The organism is uncultured Lutibacter sp. (assembly GCF_947495725.1).
GTDB lineage: Bacteria > Bacteroidota > Bacteroidia > Flavobacteriales > Flavobacteriaceae > Lutibacter.
Genome location: NZ_CANLZZ010000002.1, coordinates 557,256 through 577,628 on the forward strand (window position 1 = coordinate 557,256; position 20,373 = coordinate 577,628).

Genomic DNA, 20,373 nt, shown 5'->3' on the forward strand with positions numbered 1-20,373 from the left:
TTTATTATGAAAAGAAGAAATTTCATACAATTATCAACATTAGCAGGAGTAGGATTATCGCTTCCTATTTCAGGCTTGTTAAATTCATGTGCTAACCATCCAGAACATTCCGTAGAATTTAAAAATTTAACGTATAATCTTTTAAAAGATTGGTGCGATGGTATGTTAAGGGTTCAAATAATAAATCCATCTAATTTAGAAGAACACGGTGCGTTAGATTGCCCATCTTGTTCGCATATTCATGGTAGATGTATGGATGCTGTTTATCCTTTTTTATATATGGCAGATGTTACTGGTGAGCAAAAATATATCGATGGGGCTATATTAGTAATGGAATGGGCAGAAAATAATGTGTCTCAAGAAAATGGTACTTGGACAGTTATACCAAACCCAAAATCTTGGAAAGGAATTACAGTATTTGGAGCAATTGCATTGGCAGAAGGTTTACATTATCACGGTCATGTTTTAAATAAAGAAACTCGTAAAGCGTGGACAAAGCGTTTAGAAAGAGCTGGACAATATATTTATAATACGTTTACAATAGATTTTACCAATATCAATTACGGAGGAACGGCAATTTATGGCTTAAATTTAATTGGAAACGTATTGAAAAACAATGCACTTGTTGAAAAAAGTAAAGAGTTGGCAGAAGGTGTGAAATCTTATTTCACAGAAAACGAGGGGTTATTATTTGGTGAATGTAAAAAAAGCTCAAGTAAATTAAGTAAAAAAGGATTACACGGTGTAGATCTTGGTTATAATGTTGAAGAAACATTAAACAGTTTGGTTATGTATGCATTAAAAGAGAAAGATGATGAGTTATTACAAATTGTAACAAAATCGTTAAATAGCCATTTAGAGTTTATGTTACCAGATGGAGCTTGGGATAACAGTTGGGGTACTCGCCAATATAAATGGAGTTATTGGGGAAGCCGTACTTGTGATGGTAGTCAGCCTGCTTTTGGTATGATGGCGCACATCAATCCTGCTTTTGGAACAGCCGCAGTTAAAAATACCGAATTATTAAAAGAATGTACTGCTAGCGGATTATTACATGGAGGGCCTCATTTTGAATCTCATGGTGTTAAACCTTGTGTACATCATACATTTGCACATGCAAAACCACTAGCAGCAATGTTAGATCACTGGAATCATTTACCTGAAATTAATAAAAATACAGCATTGCCAAGAACAACAGCAGATGGAGTAAAACATTTTAAAGATTTAGATGTTTCACTTTTTGCGCGGGGTGATTGGAGAGGGACAGTTAGTGCCTATGATTCAGAGTATCATTATGAATACGATTTCCGTCAGGCAACGGGTGGAGCTTTAGGAGTGTTGTATCATAATAAAGTAGGATTGTTATGTGCAGCAAGTATGGCCGTATATCAATTGGTTGAAAAGAACAATCAACAACCACAACCAGGTAAGGATATTGCGTTAACACCTAGAATTGAAACTTTTAAGAATAATGTATGGTACACTAATTTATTTGATTTAGAAGCAAGTATAAAATCTTCTGATTCTAATGGTAAAATTCAGTTAGTAACAAATACAGTTATTAAAAATGAAGCGCGTGAAGCTGTAACTGAAACGGCGTCAGATTTTGAAATTGACTATAACTGTGCTGCTGAAGAAATGAAAATAACGGTAAAAACGGATCAGCAAATTAACGAAGCTACAGCATTTGTTCTTCCAATTGTTTCGCCAACAGGTGAAGTGGTAACTTTTAAAAATGAAAATGAAATTTCTATTCAAAAACTAGAAGGTTTGGTAACAATTAAAGCAAATGTCCCTTTAAATATAAAGGAAATACCCGGAAGCAGAACATTTAATATGGTTCCTGGAGTTGAGGCAGTGCCTATTGAAATTTTTTTCGATAAAAGTAAAGAGTTGATAATTACAGTAACTGTGAGCTAGTTTAAGTATTTAAAACGCATTAATCTAATTAATAAACAATGAATTAAAAAAATGATATGAGATTAATTGTAACGTTCTTTTTGTGTTTCTGTTCTGTAGCTTATGCTATTGAAGTAAAAGATTTAAAATGTGAGTCTAAAACAAATCCTACAGGAATTACCAAAACGCATCCAAGTTTTAGCTGGACTTTTGTTGGTGATAAAACCAGTTCTGAACAAGGAGGTTTTCGAATTATGATGGCCACAAGTATTGAAAAATTGAAGTATCCTGACATTTGGGATACAGGACCAACCAGTAATTCTGAAACAGGACCTTATCTCTACTTAGGAAAACCATTAAAGTCAGGGCAAAAGGTATATTGGCAAGTTAGTGTATGGGGTAATAATAGAGGGGTTAAACACAGTGAGCCAGCCTGGTTTGAGATGGGTGAAATTGTCAATTCAAAAAAAACATTTGAACCTCGTATTTTTGAACAAAAGGAAGGCGTTGTGCAAATATTTTTAAATCCAAAAGATAAAGGTCGAGTTTTTGAAGGTATTGGAGGCGTTAGTGCTGGAGCTTCTACTGATTTACTGTACGATTATAAAGATCCTTACCAAAGTCAAATTTTAGATATATTATTTAAACCCAAGTTTGGAGCTGGTTTTCAGCATCTAAAAGTAGAAATGGGTGGTGGAGAAAATTCTACTTGTGGCTCTGAACCCTCGCATGCTATTTCTAGAGAAGAATTAAAAAATCCAGTGTCTAGAGGGTACGAATTTTGGCTAATGCGAGAAGCTAAAAACCGAAATAAAGACTTGATTTTGGAATACCTGCCATGGAGTTTTCCAGGCTATTTGAAACCGAATATTTACACCAAAGAATCAGCTGAATATTTCGTTTCATTTTTAGATGTGGCAAAACGCGATTGGAATTTGGATATTGATTGGGTAGCTGCAGCCGAAAACGAAAACTATACCGACCGCGATTGGTTGGTGAATGAAGTGCGCCCACTATTGGATGCCCGTGGGTACAAAAATGTGAAAATTCAAGGGCCAGATGATAACAGTGGCGATTGGCAAATTTTTGAAGAACTCGAAAAAGACCCAGAATTTGATAAGGTAATTGAAGCTGCTGGCTATCATTATGTGACAGGTCGAGAATTTAATGAAAATATGGTAGATGGCAGAGGACGCCCAACAACTGACAAGGCTAAAGCATCAGGCAAACCACTTTGGGCTAGTGAAGATTGGAGCTGGACTGGCAAAGATTGGGGTGGAGCAGGGGCACTCAATCTAGCACGTTTGTACAACAAGTTTTATATACGCGATAAAATTACCAAAACCCTCATTTGGGCACCTATTGGCTCAATATACGAATCGGTTACTTGGGATAAGGCAGGTGCTATGAAGGCTAACAGTCCTTGGAGTGGTTATTATGAAGTATGGCCTACCATTTGGGCAACGGCGCATACCACACAATTTGCAGAACCGAATAAATGGAACTATTTGGATAAAGCTTGTGGCTTGTTTGATGCTGCAACTTACAAAGGAAGTTGTGTTACTTTAAAAGAAAAAAACAGCGATAATTGGAGTATGATTATTTGTACAGAGGAGGCTGAGACCCTAGCGATTAAGATTGAAAAAGGCTTGTCAGATAAAATGGTTTCAGTTTGGAAATCTGATGAGAATAATCAGTTTGTTCAGCAAGAATGTATTCTCCCTATAAAAGGAAAGTTTGTAATAAATCTTGATCCTAAATGTATTTACTCATTGACCACAACTACAGGTCAGCAAAAAGGACATTATGAAATTCCTAATGAAACAGCTTTTCCTTTTCCTTATAGTGAAGATTATGAAGATAGAAAAGCAGGAGATTTACCTAAATATCATTCAGACCAAACAGGGAGTTTTGAAATTGCCAAAAAAGAAGATGGAACAAACTGTTTAAAACAAATTAATACCGAACAAGGGTACGACTGGATGCGTATTTACAGACGTTCAAACATAAAACCTAATACTTTGGTTGGTGATGTAAATTGGAAGGATTTTACCTGTAGTGTTGATGTTTTTATTGAAGGCGGTAATGTGGAATTAGGAGGTAGAGTTAAAGGTAGTTATTTGAAAGGGTATCGCTTTATACTCGAAAAAAATGGAGAATGGAAACTTGTCTTTGATAAAAAAACGTTGGCAGAAGGAAACATTGATGGTTTTGATGGTGGAATTTGGCACAATATAAAACTTCAATTTAGAAGTAAAGAAATTCAAGCCTATGTAGATGAAAATTTCATTTTAAAGGTTAATCACCAAAGTAGATCAGGGTATGTTTTATTGGGAAGCTCGTATAATGTTAATTTATTTGATAATTTGGAGATAATAGATTAAAAATTTAAAAAAGAATAAAGGGTTTAAAACAAATAAACCTAATACTACAGGATAGTAATTATTGGGTTTAAAATTAACTTTGAAAATGTTAAGAAGAATTTAATTAGCTTTTAAATATGAATAAAATCAAGCTTTCAATTATACTACTATTAGTTATATGTAATGTATCCTGTACTCAAAAAGAATTACCAGCAAAAGGATTAAATTTTAGATCTTTAACTGTTAATTCAAAACAAAATCCAACATCTATTGAAAGTGATCAACCTTTTTTTTCTTGGGTTATAGAAGCTAAGGGTTTTAATAAATCACAATCTGCATTTCAGATTTTAGTAGCATCTTCAAAAAATAAATTAAACGAAAATGATGCTGATTTATGGAATTCAAAGAAAGTAAATAGCGCTGAATCTACTTTTGTAAAATTTAAAGGGGCATCATTACAAGCATTACAAACTTATTATTGGAAAGTGAAGGTTTGGGATGAACAAGGAAATGTTTCAAATTGGTCTAATATTCAGCAATTTGAAATGGGATTAATGAGTGAGGCTAATTGGGGAGCCTCAAAATGGATTACGCTAAATAAAGATACAAGAACTTCAGAGCATCGTTTTAGAGATTATAAAACGGGTAAAATGGAAAAGCCAATGATAGTTGATGGTTTTGCCGCTAGTTATTTTAGAAATGAAGTAGAACTTGATAAAGATGTTGAATATGCACAAGTATATATTTGTGGTTTAGGTTATTATGAATTGTATTTGAATGGACAAAAAGTAGGAGATCACGTTTTGGATCCAGCTCCTTCAAATTATGATAAACAAGCTTATTACGTAAATTATAATATTACTGAACAAATAAAATCTGGAAAAAATGCCTTTGGAATTATATTAGGAAATGGATTTTATGGGCAAAATATTTCTTGGAGCCGAGATCCAGAATCGAATAAAAAAGGAGTGTCTTACGGATCACCAGCCGTACGTTGTATGGTGAAATTAAATTATACTGATGGTACTTCATCAGATTTTTATACAGATGAAAACTGGAAAGAAGCTACGGGGCCAATTGTGTTTAATAATATTTATGGAGGTGATACTTATGATGCAAGATATGAGTTAGGAGCGTGGAATTCTGTAGGTTTTAATGATGAAAAATGGGGTAAAGTTAAAATTACAAATCCAAAATTGAAAAAAGTAAGCGCACAACAAATTCCTGCTATTAAAAAATTGAAGGAGTTTGAACCTCAAAATGTATTTAAAGCTCCCGATGGAAATTGGATAGTGGATTTTGGACAAAATATTGCAGGCTGGGTAAAAATAAATGTTCAAGAAAAAGAAGGACAACTAATTGAAATTACAACGACAGAGACATTATTAACTAATGGAAAAGATGTCTTTCAAGGTTCTACAGGTGGAGGAGCCAATGGCATGGCACAAATTTTTAAGTACATCTGTAAAGGAAGTGAAAAAGAATCTTGGGAACCAAAATTTAGCTATCACGGTTTTAGGTATGCTAAAATAAAAGGGGTTTCGAGAAAACCAGATAGCGATATGATAAAAGCTGTATTGGTTGCTACTGATATTCAAGAAACGGGAAGTTTTAATTCTTCTAGTGAATTGCTGAATAAAATGCATACAATTAGCAAATGGACCATTGTAGATAATATTCACGGAATTCCAGAAGATTGTCCACATCGTGAAAAATGTGGTTGGTTAGGCGATGCGCATGCATTTTGTGAATATGCTTTGTATAATTATGACATGTACGATTTTTACAGAAAATATATGGAGGACATACGTACACAAATGCGACCTACAAAAGGACATAATAATCCTGAAGTTAAATTTCAAGTTCCAACTATGATTGCTCCAGGAAAGCGTACATCAACCTATGCCAAAATAGATTGGGGTGTTGCAACTATGTATTTACCATGGTACAATTACCTATATTATGGAGATGATACCATTGTAAAAGACTATTATAAAGAAATGAAAGAGTTAACAAATTTCTATCTTTCGTTTAAAGATGAAAATGGTATTATGCAAGATGGTATGGGAGATTGGTGTCCACCTAAATGGGACAGAAGAAAAAACCCTAGTGCTATGGAATGCGATCCAATAATTTCTGCAAATGCTTATTTTTATGATGTTTTAGGTATTATGCAAACTTTTGCCAAAATGAATAAGGATACTGCATATGAAGATCAAATGAAAAAGGAGAAACAAGAATTAAAAGAAGCATTCAATAAAAAATATTTAATTGAAATTCCAACTACTAAGTATAAATGGTACGCAAGTCAAACAGCAACAGTGCAGGCGTTACAGTTTGGTATGGTTCCTGAAAATGAGTTGGTTAGCGTTGTAGATGGTTTGGTATATGATATTACAGAAGTAAAAGGAGGTCATCATTCAACAGGAATTCACGGGAATAGATATATTTATACTGTTTTAAGTAAATATGGAAAAGCAGATTTAGCGTATCAAATATTAACTACACCAGAATTTCCAAGTCAAACCTATGTAATGAATTCAGGATTTACAACTTGGCCAGAGCGTCAATTTGAATGGGAGAAAATGGAAGGGCCAACAAATTCACTAAACCATCCAATGCATAGTGGGTTTGCTGCGTATTTTTATGAATCTTTAGGAGGGATAAAATCAACAAAGGCAGAAGTGGGATACAAAGAGTTTACAATAAACCCAGAATTTCCAACTCAAATAACTAATACAGATGTAACAATACCAACACCTTATGGTGAAATTAAAAATTCTTGGACTATTAAAGATGCCGTTTTAACAATGAAACTAACAGTTCCATTTAATACTAAAGGTCATGTATTGTTGAATGTTGATGAATTTAAATCCTTAAAAATAAACGGGCAGCCAGTTAATGAAGATAACGAGAGTACTGAATTAAAAATTAAAGATGACTATACAGTTATATTAGGTTCAGGAGTATATGAAATTCAATATGTAAAATAAAAACATTTAAATAATGAAAAAGATACTTTTTTTGTGTTGCTCTTTTATACTGTTAACTGCTTGTGTAAATTCACAGATTAAAATCAAGCAAGAAAGTATTTCAACCGTAGATTTTAAAGCATTAACTATTAAAGGTAAATTTGGAATTGCAATAAATGGACGAACTTATCAAAAAGATGCATTGGCATCACATAAAGGTTATCAATATATTGCATATTATAATGAGAACCGACGAGTATGTATTTCAAGAAGAAAACTTCCTTTAGGAGATTGGAGAACCATTCAATTTTTAGATTATAAATTTAATAGTGACGATTCACATAATATAGTATCATTTGGTATTTGCCCAAATGACGGAACTATTCACCTAGCATTTGACCACCATGGGCATCCTTTACATTATCGAGTTTCAAAAAAAGGTTTAGCAACTAATCCAGAAACTATTGAATGGAGCTCAGCTTCATTTGGTTCAATTAAAAATGAATTGGAAGAAAGTAAACCTATTAAAATAACCTACCCAAAATTTTGGCAAACTCCTGAAGGTAATCTTCAAATGAATTACCGTAGAGGAGGTTCAGGTAATGGAGATCGTATGTTGGTAGACTACAATTCTAAAACTGGGAAATGGGAAAATACACGGCAAATAGATTCAGCGTTAGGGATGTTTAAAGATCAGTTAGGAAAAAGTGAGTCGCGTTGCTCTTATCCAAATGGCTACGATTATGATGCTAATGGAAGGTTGCATTTAACTTTTGTTTGGCGTGAAAATAGCCAGGGTGCTAATCACGATTTAATGTATGTTTATAGCGATGATCGTGGATTTACATGGAAGAATAATGAAGGGGAATTGTTAGAGGAAATCCCAAATGTTAATTCATCTGGTATTGTTGTACAATCCATTCCAAGAGTATTAGGTTTAATGAATGATCATGGACAGGTTATTGATTCAAAAGGGCGCATACATGTAGTTATGTATCATGGCACTAAAGAAACAATTGAAGCAGCAGGAAGCACATTGGGAGCAAGCCGGTGGGGACCAAGTGCTGCGCAGCGATATTTTCATTATTGGAGAGAAGAGAATGGTAAATGGAATAGTTTACAGTTACCTATGGCGGTTGGTAATCGTCCTAAAATTTTTGCGGATAAAAATGACAACCTTATTATAATTTATTGTGGTACAACCGATAAAACAATAAAAGGTAAAAGTAGCAAAGCTGATGGTGAAGATTTAATAGTAGCTGTGGCTACCAAAAATAATTATTGGCAAGATTGGCATATTGCACATTCGGTAAAAGGGCCATTTATGAATGATATGTTGGGTGATGTTTACCGTTGGAAAAATGAAGGTGTTTTATCTATAATGCTTCAAGATAAACCTAAAAATAATAGACAACCAAGCTCTTTGAGAGTTGTCGATTTATCTTTTAATTTAAGTAAAAAATAAATTTGTATTAGCACTTGTTGAACTTAAGAGTTTTAGGTGAATTCCATTTTTTTATATTTATTAAAAGAAAGCAATACTTGTTTTGAAAATAACTATAAATATTCAATCTAAGAACAGTGCAGTACAGGACACTTTTTGATGAAGTAATATTTAATTTGCAATGAATTTAATAAATATTACTAATGAAGTTTCAAGCTGTTTTTTTGTTGTTTACATTAACAACTTTAGTTACATATTCGCAAATTAACCACGGATTAAGAGATGAATCAGGTCGTCATGTTATTCCAAGAGGTTTTGTAATCAATACTAATGATCATAAAGGTGAAGTGGTTTTTGACAGTGATGATTATATGAGAATGGTTAGAATGGGCGCAAATACGCAGGTTATTCGATTAGAACTTGGAAAGTTAAGCAGTTTCCCTGGTGGAAAATTAGATAAAAATTATCTTTTAAAATTAGATACTTTAGTAGGGTTGGGCAAAAATTCAGGAATGAAAACTGTTTTTAAAATGACTGTTTATGGTGTAGATAAATTTGTTTGGGAAGAATTTTGGTTAAATAAAAACAATGAATATCAGACATATATAGATGCTTGGAAAGTTATTTGGAAAAGATTTTCTAGCGATTCATCAGTTTTAGGGTACGATGTTGTTAATGAGCCAAGAAAGTTGACAATGGATATTTCTTATACAGATCTCACAAAAAAATATCTAATTCCATTGTATCAAAACATTATTGATGAAAGTCAAAAGATAAATGCAGATAAGAAGATTCTTTTTCAATCGATTTTTATGAATAAAGGTGAAGCTATAGATAATAATCAATATGCTGAAATTAAAACTCCAATAAACAGAAAAAACATCATTTTCGCACCTCATATTTATCAAAATAACATTAATTTAATTAAGCCAGTAATGGATCGTTTTGATAAGGAATCGAAAATGCTTAATGCACCAATTCTAATTGGAGAATGGGGTTTTCCAACATTTGCTTCGACAGATACCTTAATTGATGGTAAATTGGGGCAGCTAAAATACAAAGAGCTTTATATTAAAACAGCTGAAACATTTGACCGTATGGGGGTTGGGTCTATAAAAGCTTGGTTTTTAGGAAATAGAAGTATGCAAAATTTTCTTCCTGGAGGTCCTTCTACTTGGGCTATATTTAGTGATAAAAAAGCTGCAGGTACAGTAGAGCGTAAATACATAACAGATATTATATCCCGTCCTTTTCCTCAATGTATTGCCGGTAATATTCAATCGTTTTTATTTAATCACGCAACAAGAACTCTTGATTTAAAAATAAAAGCTGATAATAACAAAGGAACTTCTAAAATATTTATTGGAGCCAATAGGCATTACCCTGATGGATTTTCAATACTAATTAATGAAGATTTGGTAATGTTTTATGACCCGTTAAAAAATGTAGGACTTGAGGTTTATAAATGCCCAAATGATGTAAATCCATCAAATTTTATTTGGGACAATCAAAGTCAAAAATTAATAGTGTTAAAATGGCCAATTAGAAATGAAGATTTGAATATAAAAATTGTTCCAGGCTTAATGAATTTTAAATAATAGTAAAAAAGTGAATTAAAGTAATTACTAAAAATATATTTATGAATAAATGGTTAGTGGCAGGAGTTATTATTTTTTCAATTTTTGGTTGCAATTCAAAAAAGGAAAATAGCCAAAAAGAGAATGAGGTTTCATCTTTAATGCAGTTGCCAGAGCAACCAAATATTTTATGGTTAGTAACCGAAGATATGGGACCTTACATACCTCCGTTTGGAGATAATACTGTTGAAACGCCTAATTTAACTAGGTTGGCAAATGAAGGGGTGATTTACCCAAATTTATATTCTACATCAGGAGTATGCGCTCCAAGCCGAGCGGCAATTGCAACGGGTATGTATCCATCTAGTATTGGAGCAAATCATATGCGTACAAATTCTTATATGAAGCACACTGGATTACCCGCTTATGAAGCTGTGCCCCCGTCAGAAGTAAAAATGATAAGTGAATTACTTCGTAAACAAGGTTATTATTGTACAAATAATTATAAAGAAGATTATCAATTTAGAGCTCCAAAAACAGCTTGGGATGAAAGTAGTAAATATGCACATTGGAGAAATAGAGCTAAAAATCAACCTTTCTTTTCAGTTTTTAATTTTACCGAAACTCATGAGTCGGGATTGTTTGAACCCTATGGATTTCGTCAAATAGAAACAAGACATTATCATGCTGGAGACACTACTTATGTTTGGAAACAAAATGGGCTTCCTGATGCAAAAAATAGAATGACGGAAGATGAAACACCTAAACATTTATCAAAAGACACAAAATTTAAGATTCCGCCATATCTTCCAAATAACGATGTTACAAATCGTGATATGTGGAAATTATATAACAATATTGTCGAAATGGATAAACAAGTTGGAGTAGTTTTAAAGCAGTTAGAAGATGATGGGTTGTTAGAAAATACAATAATCTTTTTTTATGGAGACCATGGGGGCCCTTTACCAAGAGAAAAACGTTTAATTTATGATTCAGGCTTAAATACGCCATTAATTGTTCGTTATCCAAATAAAGTGGGAGCTGGTAAAAAAGTAGATGATCTAATTAGTTTTGTAGACTTTGCACCAACACTACTTTCTTTAGCTCAAGTTGAACCAAAACAGTATATGCAGGGTCAGGCCTTTTTAGGAGATTTAGCATCTCAAGAAAAACGTAAATACATCCATGCAGCCGCTGATCGTTTTGATGAAGTAACTGATGCCATTAGAGCAGTTAGAGACAATCAATTTAAATATATTAGGAATTATAAACCAGAACAAGGGTATTATTTACCACTTGCTTACAGAGAAAAAATACCCACAATGCAAGAATTATTAAAGTTGCGTAGTGAAGGTAAATTAAATGAAATTCAAATGCAATGGTTTAGAAATCAGAAACCTGTGGAAGAATTGTTTGATTGTAAAGCAGATCCATACGAACTAGAAAATTTAGCACAAAAACCAGAGTATAAAAAAAAATTAATTGAGCTTAGAAATGAAATGAATAGATGGTTGAATGAGATTAAAGATAATCCAGAATTGACTGAATTAGAATTGATAAAACAACTTTGGAGTGGAAAAGATAGTAAGCCAAAAACAGCTAAACCTATAATTTCTAGTTCAAAAGGTGAAATAATCATTGATTGTGCAACAGAAGGTGCTTCAATAGGTTATAAGGTGAAGTATCAAGGTGAAAAATCTAAAAGTTGGAGTGTATATAAAGGACCATTTAATATTTCAAAAGGAGCTACTATTGAAGTGCGAGCGCATAGAATAGGTTTTATACCAAGTGAAATAATAACGTTTAATTACAATTAATTTAGAATAAATGAAAAGACTTGCTTTTAAAATGAAATTAAATAAAGGTCAAAAAGAAGCTTATAAAAAAAGGCATAATGAGATTTGGCCAGAATTAAAAAAGTTATTAAAAGATAATGGAGTAAGTGAATATTCCATTTTTTTTGATGAAGAAACCAATACGCTTTTTGCATTCCAAAAAGTTTCAGGTAATGGAGGTTCTCAAGATTTAGCAAATAACGAAATCGTTAAAAAATGGTGGGATTTTATGGCCGATATAATGGAAGTAAATCCAGATAATTCACCAGTTTCAATTCCTTTAGAAGAAGTGTTTTATTTAAAATAAAGCTATGGTTAATGTTGGTTTTCAGCACAGTGCAGGATGCATTTAACAGGCTGTAAGAGTAATTTTAAGGATCGATTGTTTTATGAAAAGCGAAGAAATTTATTAATAAAATGAAAATAAAACACTTTAAAGAAGGTTCGAGAGCTGAATACTTATTTCTACTTTTTGTATTTTGTTCTTATTTTATTTCAGCACAAGTAGTTCTTGAGGATGAAGTTAAAATTACTGACATAGGCTTGCATTTTGATGGAAGTAAAGTTGAAAGTGGGAATGGTAGTCAAGATGTAAATACTCCCTACGATTATTTTTACGGCCGTAATATTTCAGCCCATGGAGATTGTATTAAGACATTTGGTATTTATGTTTTTATGACGTGGTATCGTGGTGGAAAAGATGATCGCCATGTAATGTTAACACGTTATAATACAATTACAGGTTCAATGGCAACTATAGAGTTTCCTCATAGACATACAGGGTTTAATAACCAATGGTGGATAGGTGAATCACATAACACTATTGGGTTGGCAATAAGCCCTCTAGATGGCACTATCCATTTGCTTTATGATATGCATGCATATCACAAAACACGACCTTCAGATGGAAGTTTAGCAAATGATTATTTTAGATATTCTTATTCAGTTAAAAATGCTACAACTGTTTCAGATGCTGATTTTACCTTAGATAAATTCGTAAAGAATAGTTCAGGAGGTTATAAGCATTTAAGTTTGAATGGCGGTGAGGACTACTCTAATTTTCAAGGGTTAACATATCCTCAATTTTTCTTGAATGATGCTGGTGATCTTTTCATGTATATGCGTGAAGGTGGAAATAATAATGGTGCTTATAAATTTTCTAAATATTCTGCCAATACTTCTTCTTGGTCTAACTTTACTCATTTCAATGTTTTAAATGCCAAAAACCAACCAGAAATAGATCATAACTGGGGACTTTATGGGAATATGAAATATGTGAATGGAAAAATAAGAGTTGGGTTTCAGCGTAGAGAAAACAAAGAAGATAAATACCAATATCAAAATGGTGTGTATTATGCTTATTCTGATAATCAGGATGGTACAAGTGATTGGAAAAACCATTCAGGTGAAAGCTTTTCTTTACCACTTTATGACGCTGATTTTGTAAAAGTAATGGAGCCTGGCGATTATGTGCAGACAACTCAAATAGATAAAGTTTATATTGTTAGCGACTTTGATTGGACAGTTACAGATAATGGCGATGTACATATTATTAGCAAAGTAAAGGATAATCAATATAATATTACCAAATATTTACATACCTACAAACCAGTTGGTGCTACAGATTTTATTACTTCAGAAGATTTTGCAGGAGGAACTTCTATTTATACTTATGGAGATGATGTTTACATAATTGGTTTAACAACTAGTCGACGTGTTTTTGTAGATAAGGCAGTAGGAGGAACAAATAGTTTTTCTAGAGTTTATGAAGCAACATCTGGTAAAACATTTGATCATGGTCGGGTTCATATCAATAATGGGAAGCTGTATTATTATTTAATGGAGAAAAAATCTGGTAATGCACAACCCTTGTATCTTCAAATTATAGATTTGGATATTGTACCTACAAACCCTAAAGGTTCTAATAATTTTGCAATTCAGGCTATTGGAGAAACGTGTGCTAATATGGATAATGGTAAACTGATTATTAAAGGAACTGCAAAACATAATTATGTAGCAACTATTAATGGTGTTAACTATGATTTTGATAAAAATAAAACCATAGAAGGTCTAGGTCCAGGAACTTATGATTTATGTATTGACGTAGTTGGAGAAAATTTCAGTCATTGTTATGAAGTAACGATAGAACAAGCAACAAAATTAACTGGGAAAATTAGTGTAAATAAACAATCTGCAAAAGTCTCTGTCCAATCTGGATTGGCGCCTTATACGCTCATTAAAAACGGACAGAAAATATTTGAAACTAATCAGCCAAATTTTTCTATAGAAGTGAATCATGGCGATACTATTCAAATTAAGAGTAAGGAAACTTGTCAAGGAGAACTACTAAAAACCATCAAATTACATAACAATATTAAAGCATATCCTAATCCTACAAATGGTCTTTTTGAATTGTATATTCCAAATGTCGAGAAATCAATAGGTATAGAAGTTTACAATATTTATTCCCAATTATTAATTTCTAAAACTTACACAGTGCAAGCTGGTAAGGTTCAATTGAATTTAGAAGATAAGTCTAAAGGTATCTACTTTGTAAAAGTAAATTCAAAGACACCTACATTTGTTAAAATTATAAAAAATTAAAGGAAAATTATTTTTAGTTTTAATTGCTCAAATAAGGCACCGTTTTATATACCAAAAATTACCGATTATGATTACAATAAAAACTCTAATATGAATATTATAGCTAATATAAATTTAAGTCTTTATAAAAACCTAATAGTACAGGATACAAGATCTTTCGCTTAATGTTATTTTTATGGTGTATAAGAATAATTAAATAATGAAAAGACGCTCTTTTATAAATATAACTACAATAGGGAGTCTTGGTTTGTTATTACCACTGCATCATGCTTGCATTGAAAATAAGCATAATTCTTTTGATTTTAAGGATATGACAGATTTTGAATCTTCTTCATTCAAGCTTCTTAAAACTTGGTGTGATGCAATGATTCGTGAGCAAATTAACGATGAAAATGATCCTGTATCTAACGGTGCTTTGTATTGTGAAGCTTGTGATTTAATTCATGGAAGATGTCAAGAGTCCGTGTATCCATTTTTGTATATGGTTGATAAAACTGGCGAGCAAAAATATTTAGATGCTGCTATAAAAGTAATGGATTGGTCAGTAAACGTTGACAAACCAGATGGTAGTTGGACCAATATGATTGATCCAAAATCTTGGTGGGGAACAACTGTTTTTGGAGCCATTGCTTTGGGAGAAGCCTTACACCATCACGGTCATATTTTACCTATAGAACTTAAAGGAAAATGGGAAAAACGTCTAAAACAGGCAATTGAATTAGTGTATCAAAAATTCGACATGCATTTTAGTCATATCAATTATAGATTCACAGCTATTTATGCTTTATACTTTTTAGGAAACTACTTCAATGAAGAAAAATATATAGTTAGAAGTAAAGAGTTTGCAGCGTTAATACCAGCATATTTAACAGAGCCAAATAAATTGATTTTTGGTGAAGATAAACCCGATAATGATAAAAGTGCAAAAGGATTATATCCAATAGATTTAGGTTATAATGTTGAAGAAACCTTAAATGGAGTGGTGCAATATGCAGTTCTTGAAAAAGATGAAGAGTTATTAGAGTTATTAGCTGAATCTATGAATGGGCATTTAGAATTTATGTTGCCAGATGGTGCTTGGGATAATAGTTTTGGTACTCGACAAAACAAATGGACGTATTGGGGAAGTAGAACAACTGATGGTTGTCAACCAGCTTTTGCTTTAATGGCGAATAGAAACCCTGCTTTTGGAACAGCAGCAGTTTTAAGTACAGAGTTGTTAGAACGATGTACTGTAAACGGACTTTTAGCTGGAGGAATACACTATGAAACTCATGGAGTAAAACCGTGTATGCATCACACTTTTGCACATGCTAAAAATTTAGCCTTTGTTTTAGATAATTCAGAAAATTTAAAAAATGTAAATAAAAAAACACCAGTACCAAGAAGTACAAATAACGGTGTAAAACATTTTCCAGAATTAGATGTTTGGTTAGCAGCAAGAGGGCCTTGGAGAAGTACCATTTCATCTTACGATCAAATTTGGAAGAAAAAATATTCAGTTGCAGCCACAGGAGGTTCATTAGCAGTTTTATGGCATCAAAAAGTGGGGCCTTTATTTACAGCGAGTATGGCTGAATATATTGAAGTTGAAGACTATAACCAACAACCACAACCAGGTGAAGACTTTTGTTTAACACCTCGTGTTGAGCGTTTTGTTAATGAGGTTTGGTACACCAATATACACGATTTAAAAGCTAAAGTTTCTAATACCGATAAAAACGGAATTATCAATTTTGAAGTACTTGCAGCCTTAACAAACAGAGAAAAAGAAACCTTAGATGCCTCAGGAGATTTTAAACTGAATTATGTATTCGATACAGAAAAAACAACTATTAAAGCATTAAGAACATCAATTGAAGAAAACGATGATAGGTTGGTATTACCAATTATTTCTCCAACAGGTGAAAAAGTTATTGAAATTGCTGAAAACAAAATTGAAATTCATAAAAAAGAAGGCATAGTTGTACTTGAAGCAAACGTGCCAATAGCTATTAAAGAGTCTGAAAAATCGCGCATTTTTAATCAAGTTCCAGGGATGGAAGTTTTGCCAATAATAGTGGTTTTTCCAAAGGAAATAAAAGAGGTTATATGTACAATTAATGTGATTTAAATGATAATTATGAAATTTATAAAAAAAACAGGTATTTATTTTGTAGGCCTTTTTTTACTAGCTATACATTTAAATTGTAGTGGAAGCGATAATGATGAGGAAATTGTAAAAGTAGAGCCAGAGCCAGAAAACCTGATTCCCTTAATACCAAATGAAGGTATTCCAAGTCCGTTCAATTTATTTACTGTAATTAATGATGATGTAGAACGAAAGGATTTTAACACGGTTTCTAAATGGTACGAAGAAGCTCCAAATAAACAAGTATTTAAGCTATTTATAGGTGATGAATTTAATGGAGAAAGAAAACATGCTAGAACGGAGGCTGGGCAGGGTTTAAAATGGAAAGAAGGCACAGAGTGGCACACTTTTGAAGCAACTATGAAGCCAAGCGGTAAACTTAGTGAAACGTATACTATTGCACAACTTTTTGCAGGATGTTGTGGTCCACAACTTAGAGTAGAGGTAAAAACAAATGGTAGAATACATGTAGGATCTAGGAATAATGGAAACATAGGAATTTCTACAGATGACGATTGGGCAAACGGACAAAAAAGTTTCAAAATCAAAATTAGAAGTAACGGTAAAGATATGGAGGTGTATTTTAATAATGAGTTGAAATTTACAGGCATTTCTGAAGAAAGTTCATTGGGTAATGCAAATGCATTGTATCACTTTAGGTGGGGAGTTTACTCAAACAATAAAATGACAAAAAATTTAAGTAACACGGTAACAAATATAACTAGAGAATAATATTAAAAAATTGTAAAAAAAATAACTAATGAAGCTTAAATATGTTTTTTTAATAATCATCAGTATCATTTTTTTGCTTTTCAGTTCTTGTAATGAACAAAAGGTTTTAAAAGCAGAAAATTTAGTGATATCCGAAGGATTTAAAAATCCTATTGGTTTTTACAATCCTCAACCTACTTTTTCATGGGAATTACCAGTTTCTAATGCCATAAAAAGCCAATCAGCTTATCAAATAGTAGTGGCAACAAGTCAGGATCTATTACCAGATAATGCCGATTTATGGGATTCAAAAAAGCAACAGAGTAACCAATCAACATTTATTAAATATAAAGGAAAAGAATTAAACTCTCGTCAAAAAGTTTATTGGCAAGTTCGTTACTGGAATCAGGATGCAAATGATTCAAATTGGAGTAATATTAGTAGTTTTGAACTAGGTTTACTTAATAATTCAGACTGGAAAGCAAAATGGGTTGGACTTAATACGGTAAAAGATAGTATAAGAGGGGTTCGTAAATTTTTAATGCATCGTCCACAATATCTAAGAAAAGAGTTTGTGTTATCTTCAAATGTAGAATCTGCACGAATGTATATTACAGCAAAAGGTGTTTTTGATGTACATATGAATGGTAAAAACGTAAGCGATGATGTAATGCCTCCGGGTTGGACTCCATATAACCATCGTATTGAAACCATTACTTATGATGTTAAACAACTTTTAGCTTCGGGTAAAAATTCAATTGCAATAGAGTTGGCATCTGGTTGGCATTCAGGTAGAATTAGTAGAGGAAAAGCATTGTACGAAAACTTTGCATCACCAAAAGTATTATGTCAGTTGGAAATAACATTGAAAGATGGAACAATCCAAACAATTCTATCTGATGAAAGTTGGAAAGGGACTTCTAATGGTCCAATACGATTGGCTAGTATTTATGATGGAGAAGTTTACGATGCTAATTTTGAAATACCAAATTGGACATCAAATACTTTTAACAATGATGTGTGGAAATCTGTTGAAGTTGAAGCTATTTCAATGGATGTAAAATTAGAACCAAAACGTCATAGTACAGTTAAAGATAAAGTAATTATTGATGATGTTGAGATTGTTTCGGTAAGCGATAATTCAGCTGTTTTTAATTTGAAACAGAATATGGTGGGTGTTCCAAAAATTAAGGTGCCTATGAAAAAAGGAGATACTTTAAAAATTCGATTTTCTGAAATGTTATTAGCTGATGATTCATTTTATACCACAAATTATCGTTCAGCAAAATCAACTGATTACTTTATAGCGGCAAAAGATGGTGTTATAGAATATAAACCAAAATTCACATTCCACGGATTTCAGTTTGTAGAACTAAGTGGCTATGATCAACAAGCTAAACCTAATTCAAGTTGGGTAAAAGGTGTGGTACAGCATTCAAATTTTGAAACGAACGGAACGTTTAAGTCTTCTCATGAAAAATTAAACCAACTACAAAGTAATATTACTTGGGGTTTACGTGATAATTTTTTCGATATTCCTACAGACTGCCCGCAACGTGATGAGCGATTAGGGTGGACAGGAGATGCACAAGTAATTGCACCTACTGCACTCTTTAATTATAATACGCATGCTTTTTGGACTGCCTGGTTACAGAGCTTAAGAGAAAATCAATCAGAACATAAAAATGGCTTAGTGCCTTTTATTGTACCAGATGTCCTTCAAAACAAAAACGGTAGTTCTGGTTGGGGAGACGCTTGTGTAATTATACCTTGGGATATTTATAATTTAACAGGAGATGTTACGGTACTTAAAGATAGTTATGAATCTGCAAAAAAATGGGTAAGCTACTATCAATCCAAAGTTAAAGGCAAAGCGTATATTCCAAAAACGCATTCTTTTGCTGATTGGTTACAACCTTTTCCTACTAAAACAGGTAAAATGGGAAATCGAGGAGATACTCCAAAAGAGTTCATTAATACTGCTTATTTTGCACATTCTGCACATTTAATTTCTAAAATTGCTGGTGTTTTAGGTGAAAAAGATGATAAAAAAAAATATAAAGAGCTACATAAAGCTGTTGCTAACGCTTTTGAAAATGAGTATTTTGATGAAAACGGAAAATTTAAAAATAAAAAGCAAACACAAACAAGCTATTTACTGGCCATATATTTTGATTTGTTAAAACCAGCAACTAAATTAAAAGCACAAAAGCATTTATTAGAAGAAATTAAAAAAGCAGACAATCATTTAGGAACAGGTTTTTTAGGAACGCCAATTTTACCAAAGGTTTTAGATGATATGGGAGAGATAGATTTAATGTATAAAATTCTATTTAAAGAAACATATCCATCTTGGTTTTACTCTATAAATCAAGGAGCAACCACAATGTGGGAACGTTGGAATAGTTTTAGTAAAAAAAGTGGTTACAACTCGCAAAGTATGAATAGTCTAAATCATTATGCATACGGAGCTATTGGTCAATGGATGTACGAGCGTATAGCAGGTTTAGCGTCGTTAGAATCAGGATACAAGAAAATTAGAATCGCACCACAGCCAAATACCGAGTTTTTAACATCGGCTGCTGCAAGTGTAAAAACACCTTATGGAGAAGCATCGTCATCTTGGAAAATTAATGATAATTCCTTTAGACTTGAGATCGTAATTCCACCTAACACATCTGCAGAAGTGCATATACCTTATGGTGATGAAGAAAATTTATTAGTAAACGGAAATAATTTCATGGAAACTTCAAATTTAAAATTAATCAGTTCTGCTAAAAATTTAGTCAAAGTTTTAGCAGAACCAGGAACATATAACTTTCAAATTAAACTTTAAA

11 protein-coding genes are annotated in these 20,373 nt (G+C 32.5%); all 11 read left to right on the forward strand.

Going from position 1 to position 20,373, the window contains the following annotated elements:
* The first annotated feature begins 6 nt into the window (after window positions 1-6).
* The 11 genes from Q0776_RS05935 (at window position 7) to Q0776_RS05985 (ending at window position 20,372) form a co-directional block, all read left to right on the forward strand.
* Complete coding sequence (locus tag Q0776_RS05935; protein ID WP_298365960.1) at window positions 7-1,920, forward strand: hypothetical protein; 1,914 nt, start codon at window positions 7-9, stop codon at window positions 1,918-1,920.
* A 56-nt stretch (window positions 1,921-1,976) separates the two neighbouring features.
* Window positions 1,977-4,283, forward strand: a complete 2,307-nt coding sequence (locus Q0776_RS05940; protein WP_298365961.1) for a hypothetical protein — start codon at window positions 1,977-1,979, stop codon at window positions 4,281-4,283.
* A gap of 116 nt (window positions 4,284-4,399) precedes the next feature.
* Window positions 4,400-7,255 (forward strand): alpha-L-rhamnosidase, encoded by a 2,856-nt coding sequence (locus tag Q0776_RS05945; protein WP_298365962.1) that lies wholly within the window; start codon window positions 4,400-4,402, stop codon window positions 7,253-7,255.
* Between the two features lie 13 nt (window positions 7,256-7,268).
* Entirely contained in the window at window positions 7,269-8,699 is a 1,431-nt protein-coding gene (locus Q0776_RS05950; RefSeq protein ID WP_298365965.1) for a BNR repeat-containing protein, read from the forward strand.
* Window positions 8,700-8,881: 182 nt separating this feature from the next.
* On the forward strand, window positions 8,882-10,276 hold the full coding sequence (locus Q0776_RS05955; protein WP_298365967.1) for a cellulase family glycosylhydrolase: 1,395 nt from the start codon (window positions 8,882-8,884) through the stop codon (window positions 10,274-10,276).
* Window positions 10,277-10,317: 41 nt separating this feature from the next.
* The gene (locus Q0776_RS05960) at window positions 10,318-12,072 is read left to right on the forward strand and encodes a sulfatase (protein ID WP_298365969.1); all 1,755 of its coding nucleotides are present in this window, start codon (window positions 10,318-10,320) and stop codon (window positions 12,070-12,072) included.
* Window positions 12,073-12,082: 10 nt separating this feature from the next.
* Window positions 12,083-12,397, forward strand: a complete 315-nt coding sequence (gene rhaM, locus Q0776_RS05965) for an L-rhamnose mutarotase (protein WP_298365971.1) — start codon at window positions 12,083-12,085, stop codon at window positions 12,395-12,397.
* A 110-nt stretch (window positions 12,398-12,507) separates the two neighbouring features.
* A complete protein-coding gene (locus Q0776_RS05970; RefSeq protein WP_298365973.1) occupies window positions 12,508-14,694 on the forward strand; it encodes a BNR-4 repeat-containing protein in 2,187 nt (728 codons plus the stop codon).
* A 199-nt stretch (window positions 14,695-14,893) separates the two neighbouring features.
* Window positions 14,894-16,807, forward strand: coding sequence for a hypothetical protein (locus Q0776_RS05975; RefSeq protein WP_298365976.1), 1,914 nt, complete (start codon window positions 14,894-14,896; stop codon window positions 16,805-16,807).
* A gap of 9 nt (window positions 16,808-16,816) precedes the next feature.
* Window positions 16,817-17,557 (forward strand): polysaccharide lyase family 7 protein, encoded by a 741-nt coding sequence (locus tag Q0776_RS05980; protein WP_298365978.1) that lies wholly within the window; start codon window positions 16,817-16,819, stop codon window positions 17,555-17,557.
* A 28-nt stretch (window positions 17,558-17,585) separates the two neighbouring features.
* Window positions 17,586-20,372, forward strand: a complete 2,787-nt coding sequence (locus Q0776_RS05985; protein WP_298365980.1) for a family 78 glycoside hydrolase catalytic domain — start codon at window positions 17,586-17,588, stop codon at window positions 20,370-20,372.
* Window position 20,373 lies beyond the last annotated feature (1 nt).

Coding starts and splice junctions, on each gene's coding strand:
- Q0776_RS05945 (WP_298365962.1), top strand. CDS start 4,400: ATGAATAAAATCAAGCTTTCAATTATACTACTATTAGTTATATGTAAT.
- Q0776_RS05975 (WP_298365976.1), top strand. CDS start 14,894: ATGAAAAGACGCTCTTTTATAAATATAACTACAATAGGGAGTCTTGGT.
- rhaM (WP_298365971.1), top strand. CDS start 12,083: ATGAAAAGACTTGCTTTTAAAATGAAATTAAATAAAGGTCAAAAAGAA.
- Q0776_RS05950 (WP_298365965.1), top strand. CDS start 7,269: ATGAAAAAGATACTTTTTTTGTGTTGCTCTTTTATACTGTTAACTGCT.
- Q0776_RS05940 (WP_298365961.1), top strand. CDS start 1,977: ATGAGATTAATTGTAACGTTCTTTTTGTGTTTCTGTTCTGTAGCTTAT.
- Q0776_RS05955 (WP_298365967.1), top strand. CDS start 8,882: ATGAAGTTTCAAGCTGTTTTTTTGTTGTTTACATTAACAACTTTAGTT.
- Q0776_RS05985 (WP_298365980.1), top strand. CDS start 17,586: ATGAAGCTTAAATATGTTTTTTTAATAATCATCAGTATCATTTTTTTG.
- Q0776_RS05980 (WP_298365978.1), top strand. CDS start 16,817: ATGAAATTTATAAAAAAAACAGGTATTTATTTTGTAGGCCTTTTTTTA.
- Q0776_RS05970 (WP_298365973.1), top strand. CDS start 12,508: ATGAAAATAAAACACTTTAAAGAAGGTTCGAGAGCTGAATACTTATTT.
- Q0776_RS05960 (WP_298365969.1), top strand. CDS start 10,318: ATGAATAAATGGTTAGTGGCAGGAGTTATTATTTTTTCAATTTTTGGT.
- Q0776_RS05935 (WP_298365960.1), top strand. CDS start 7: ATGAAAAGAAGAAATTTCATACAATTATCAACATTAGCAGGAGTAGGA.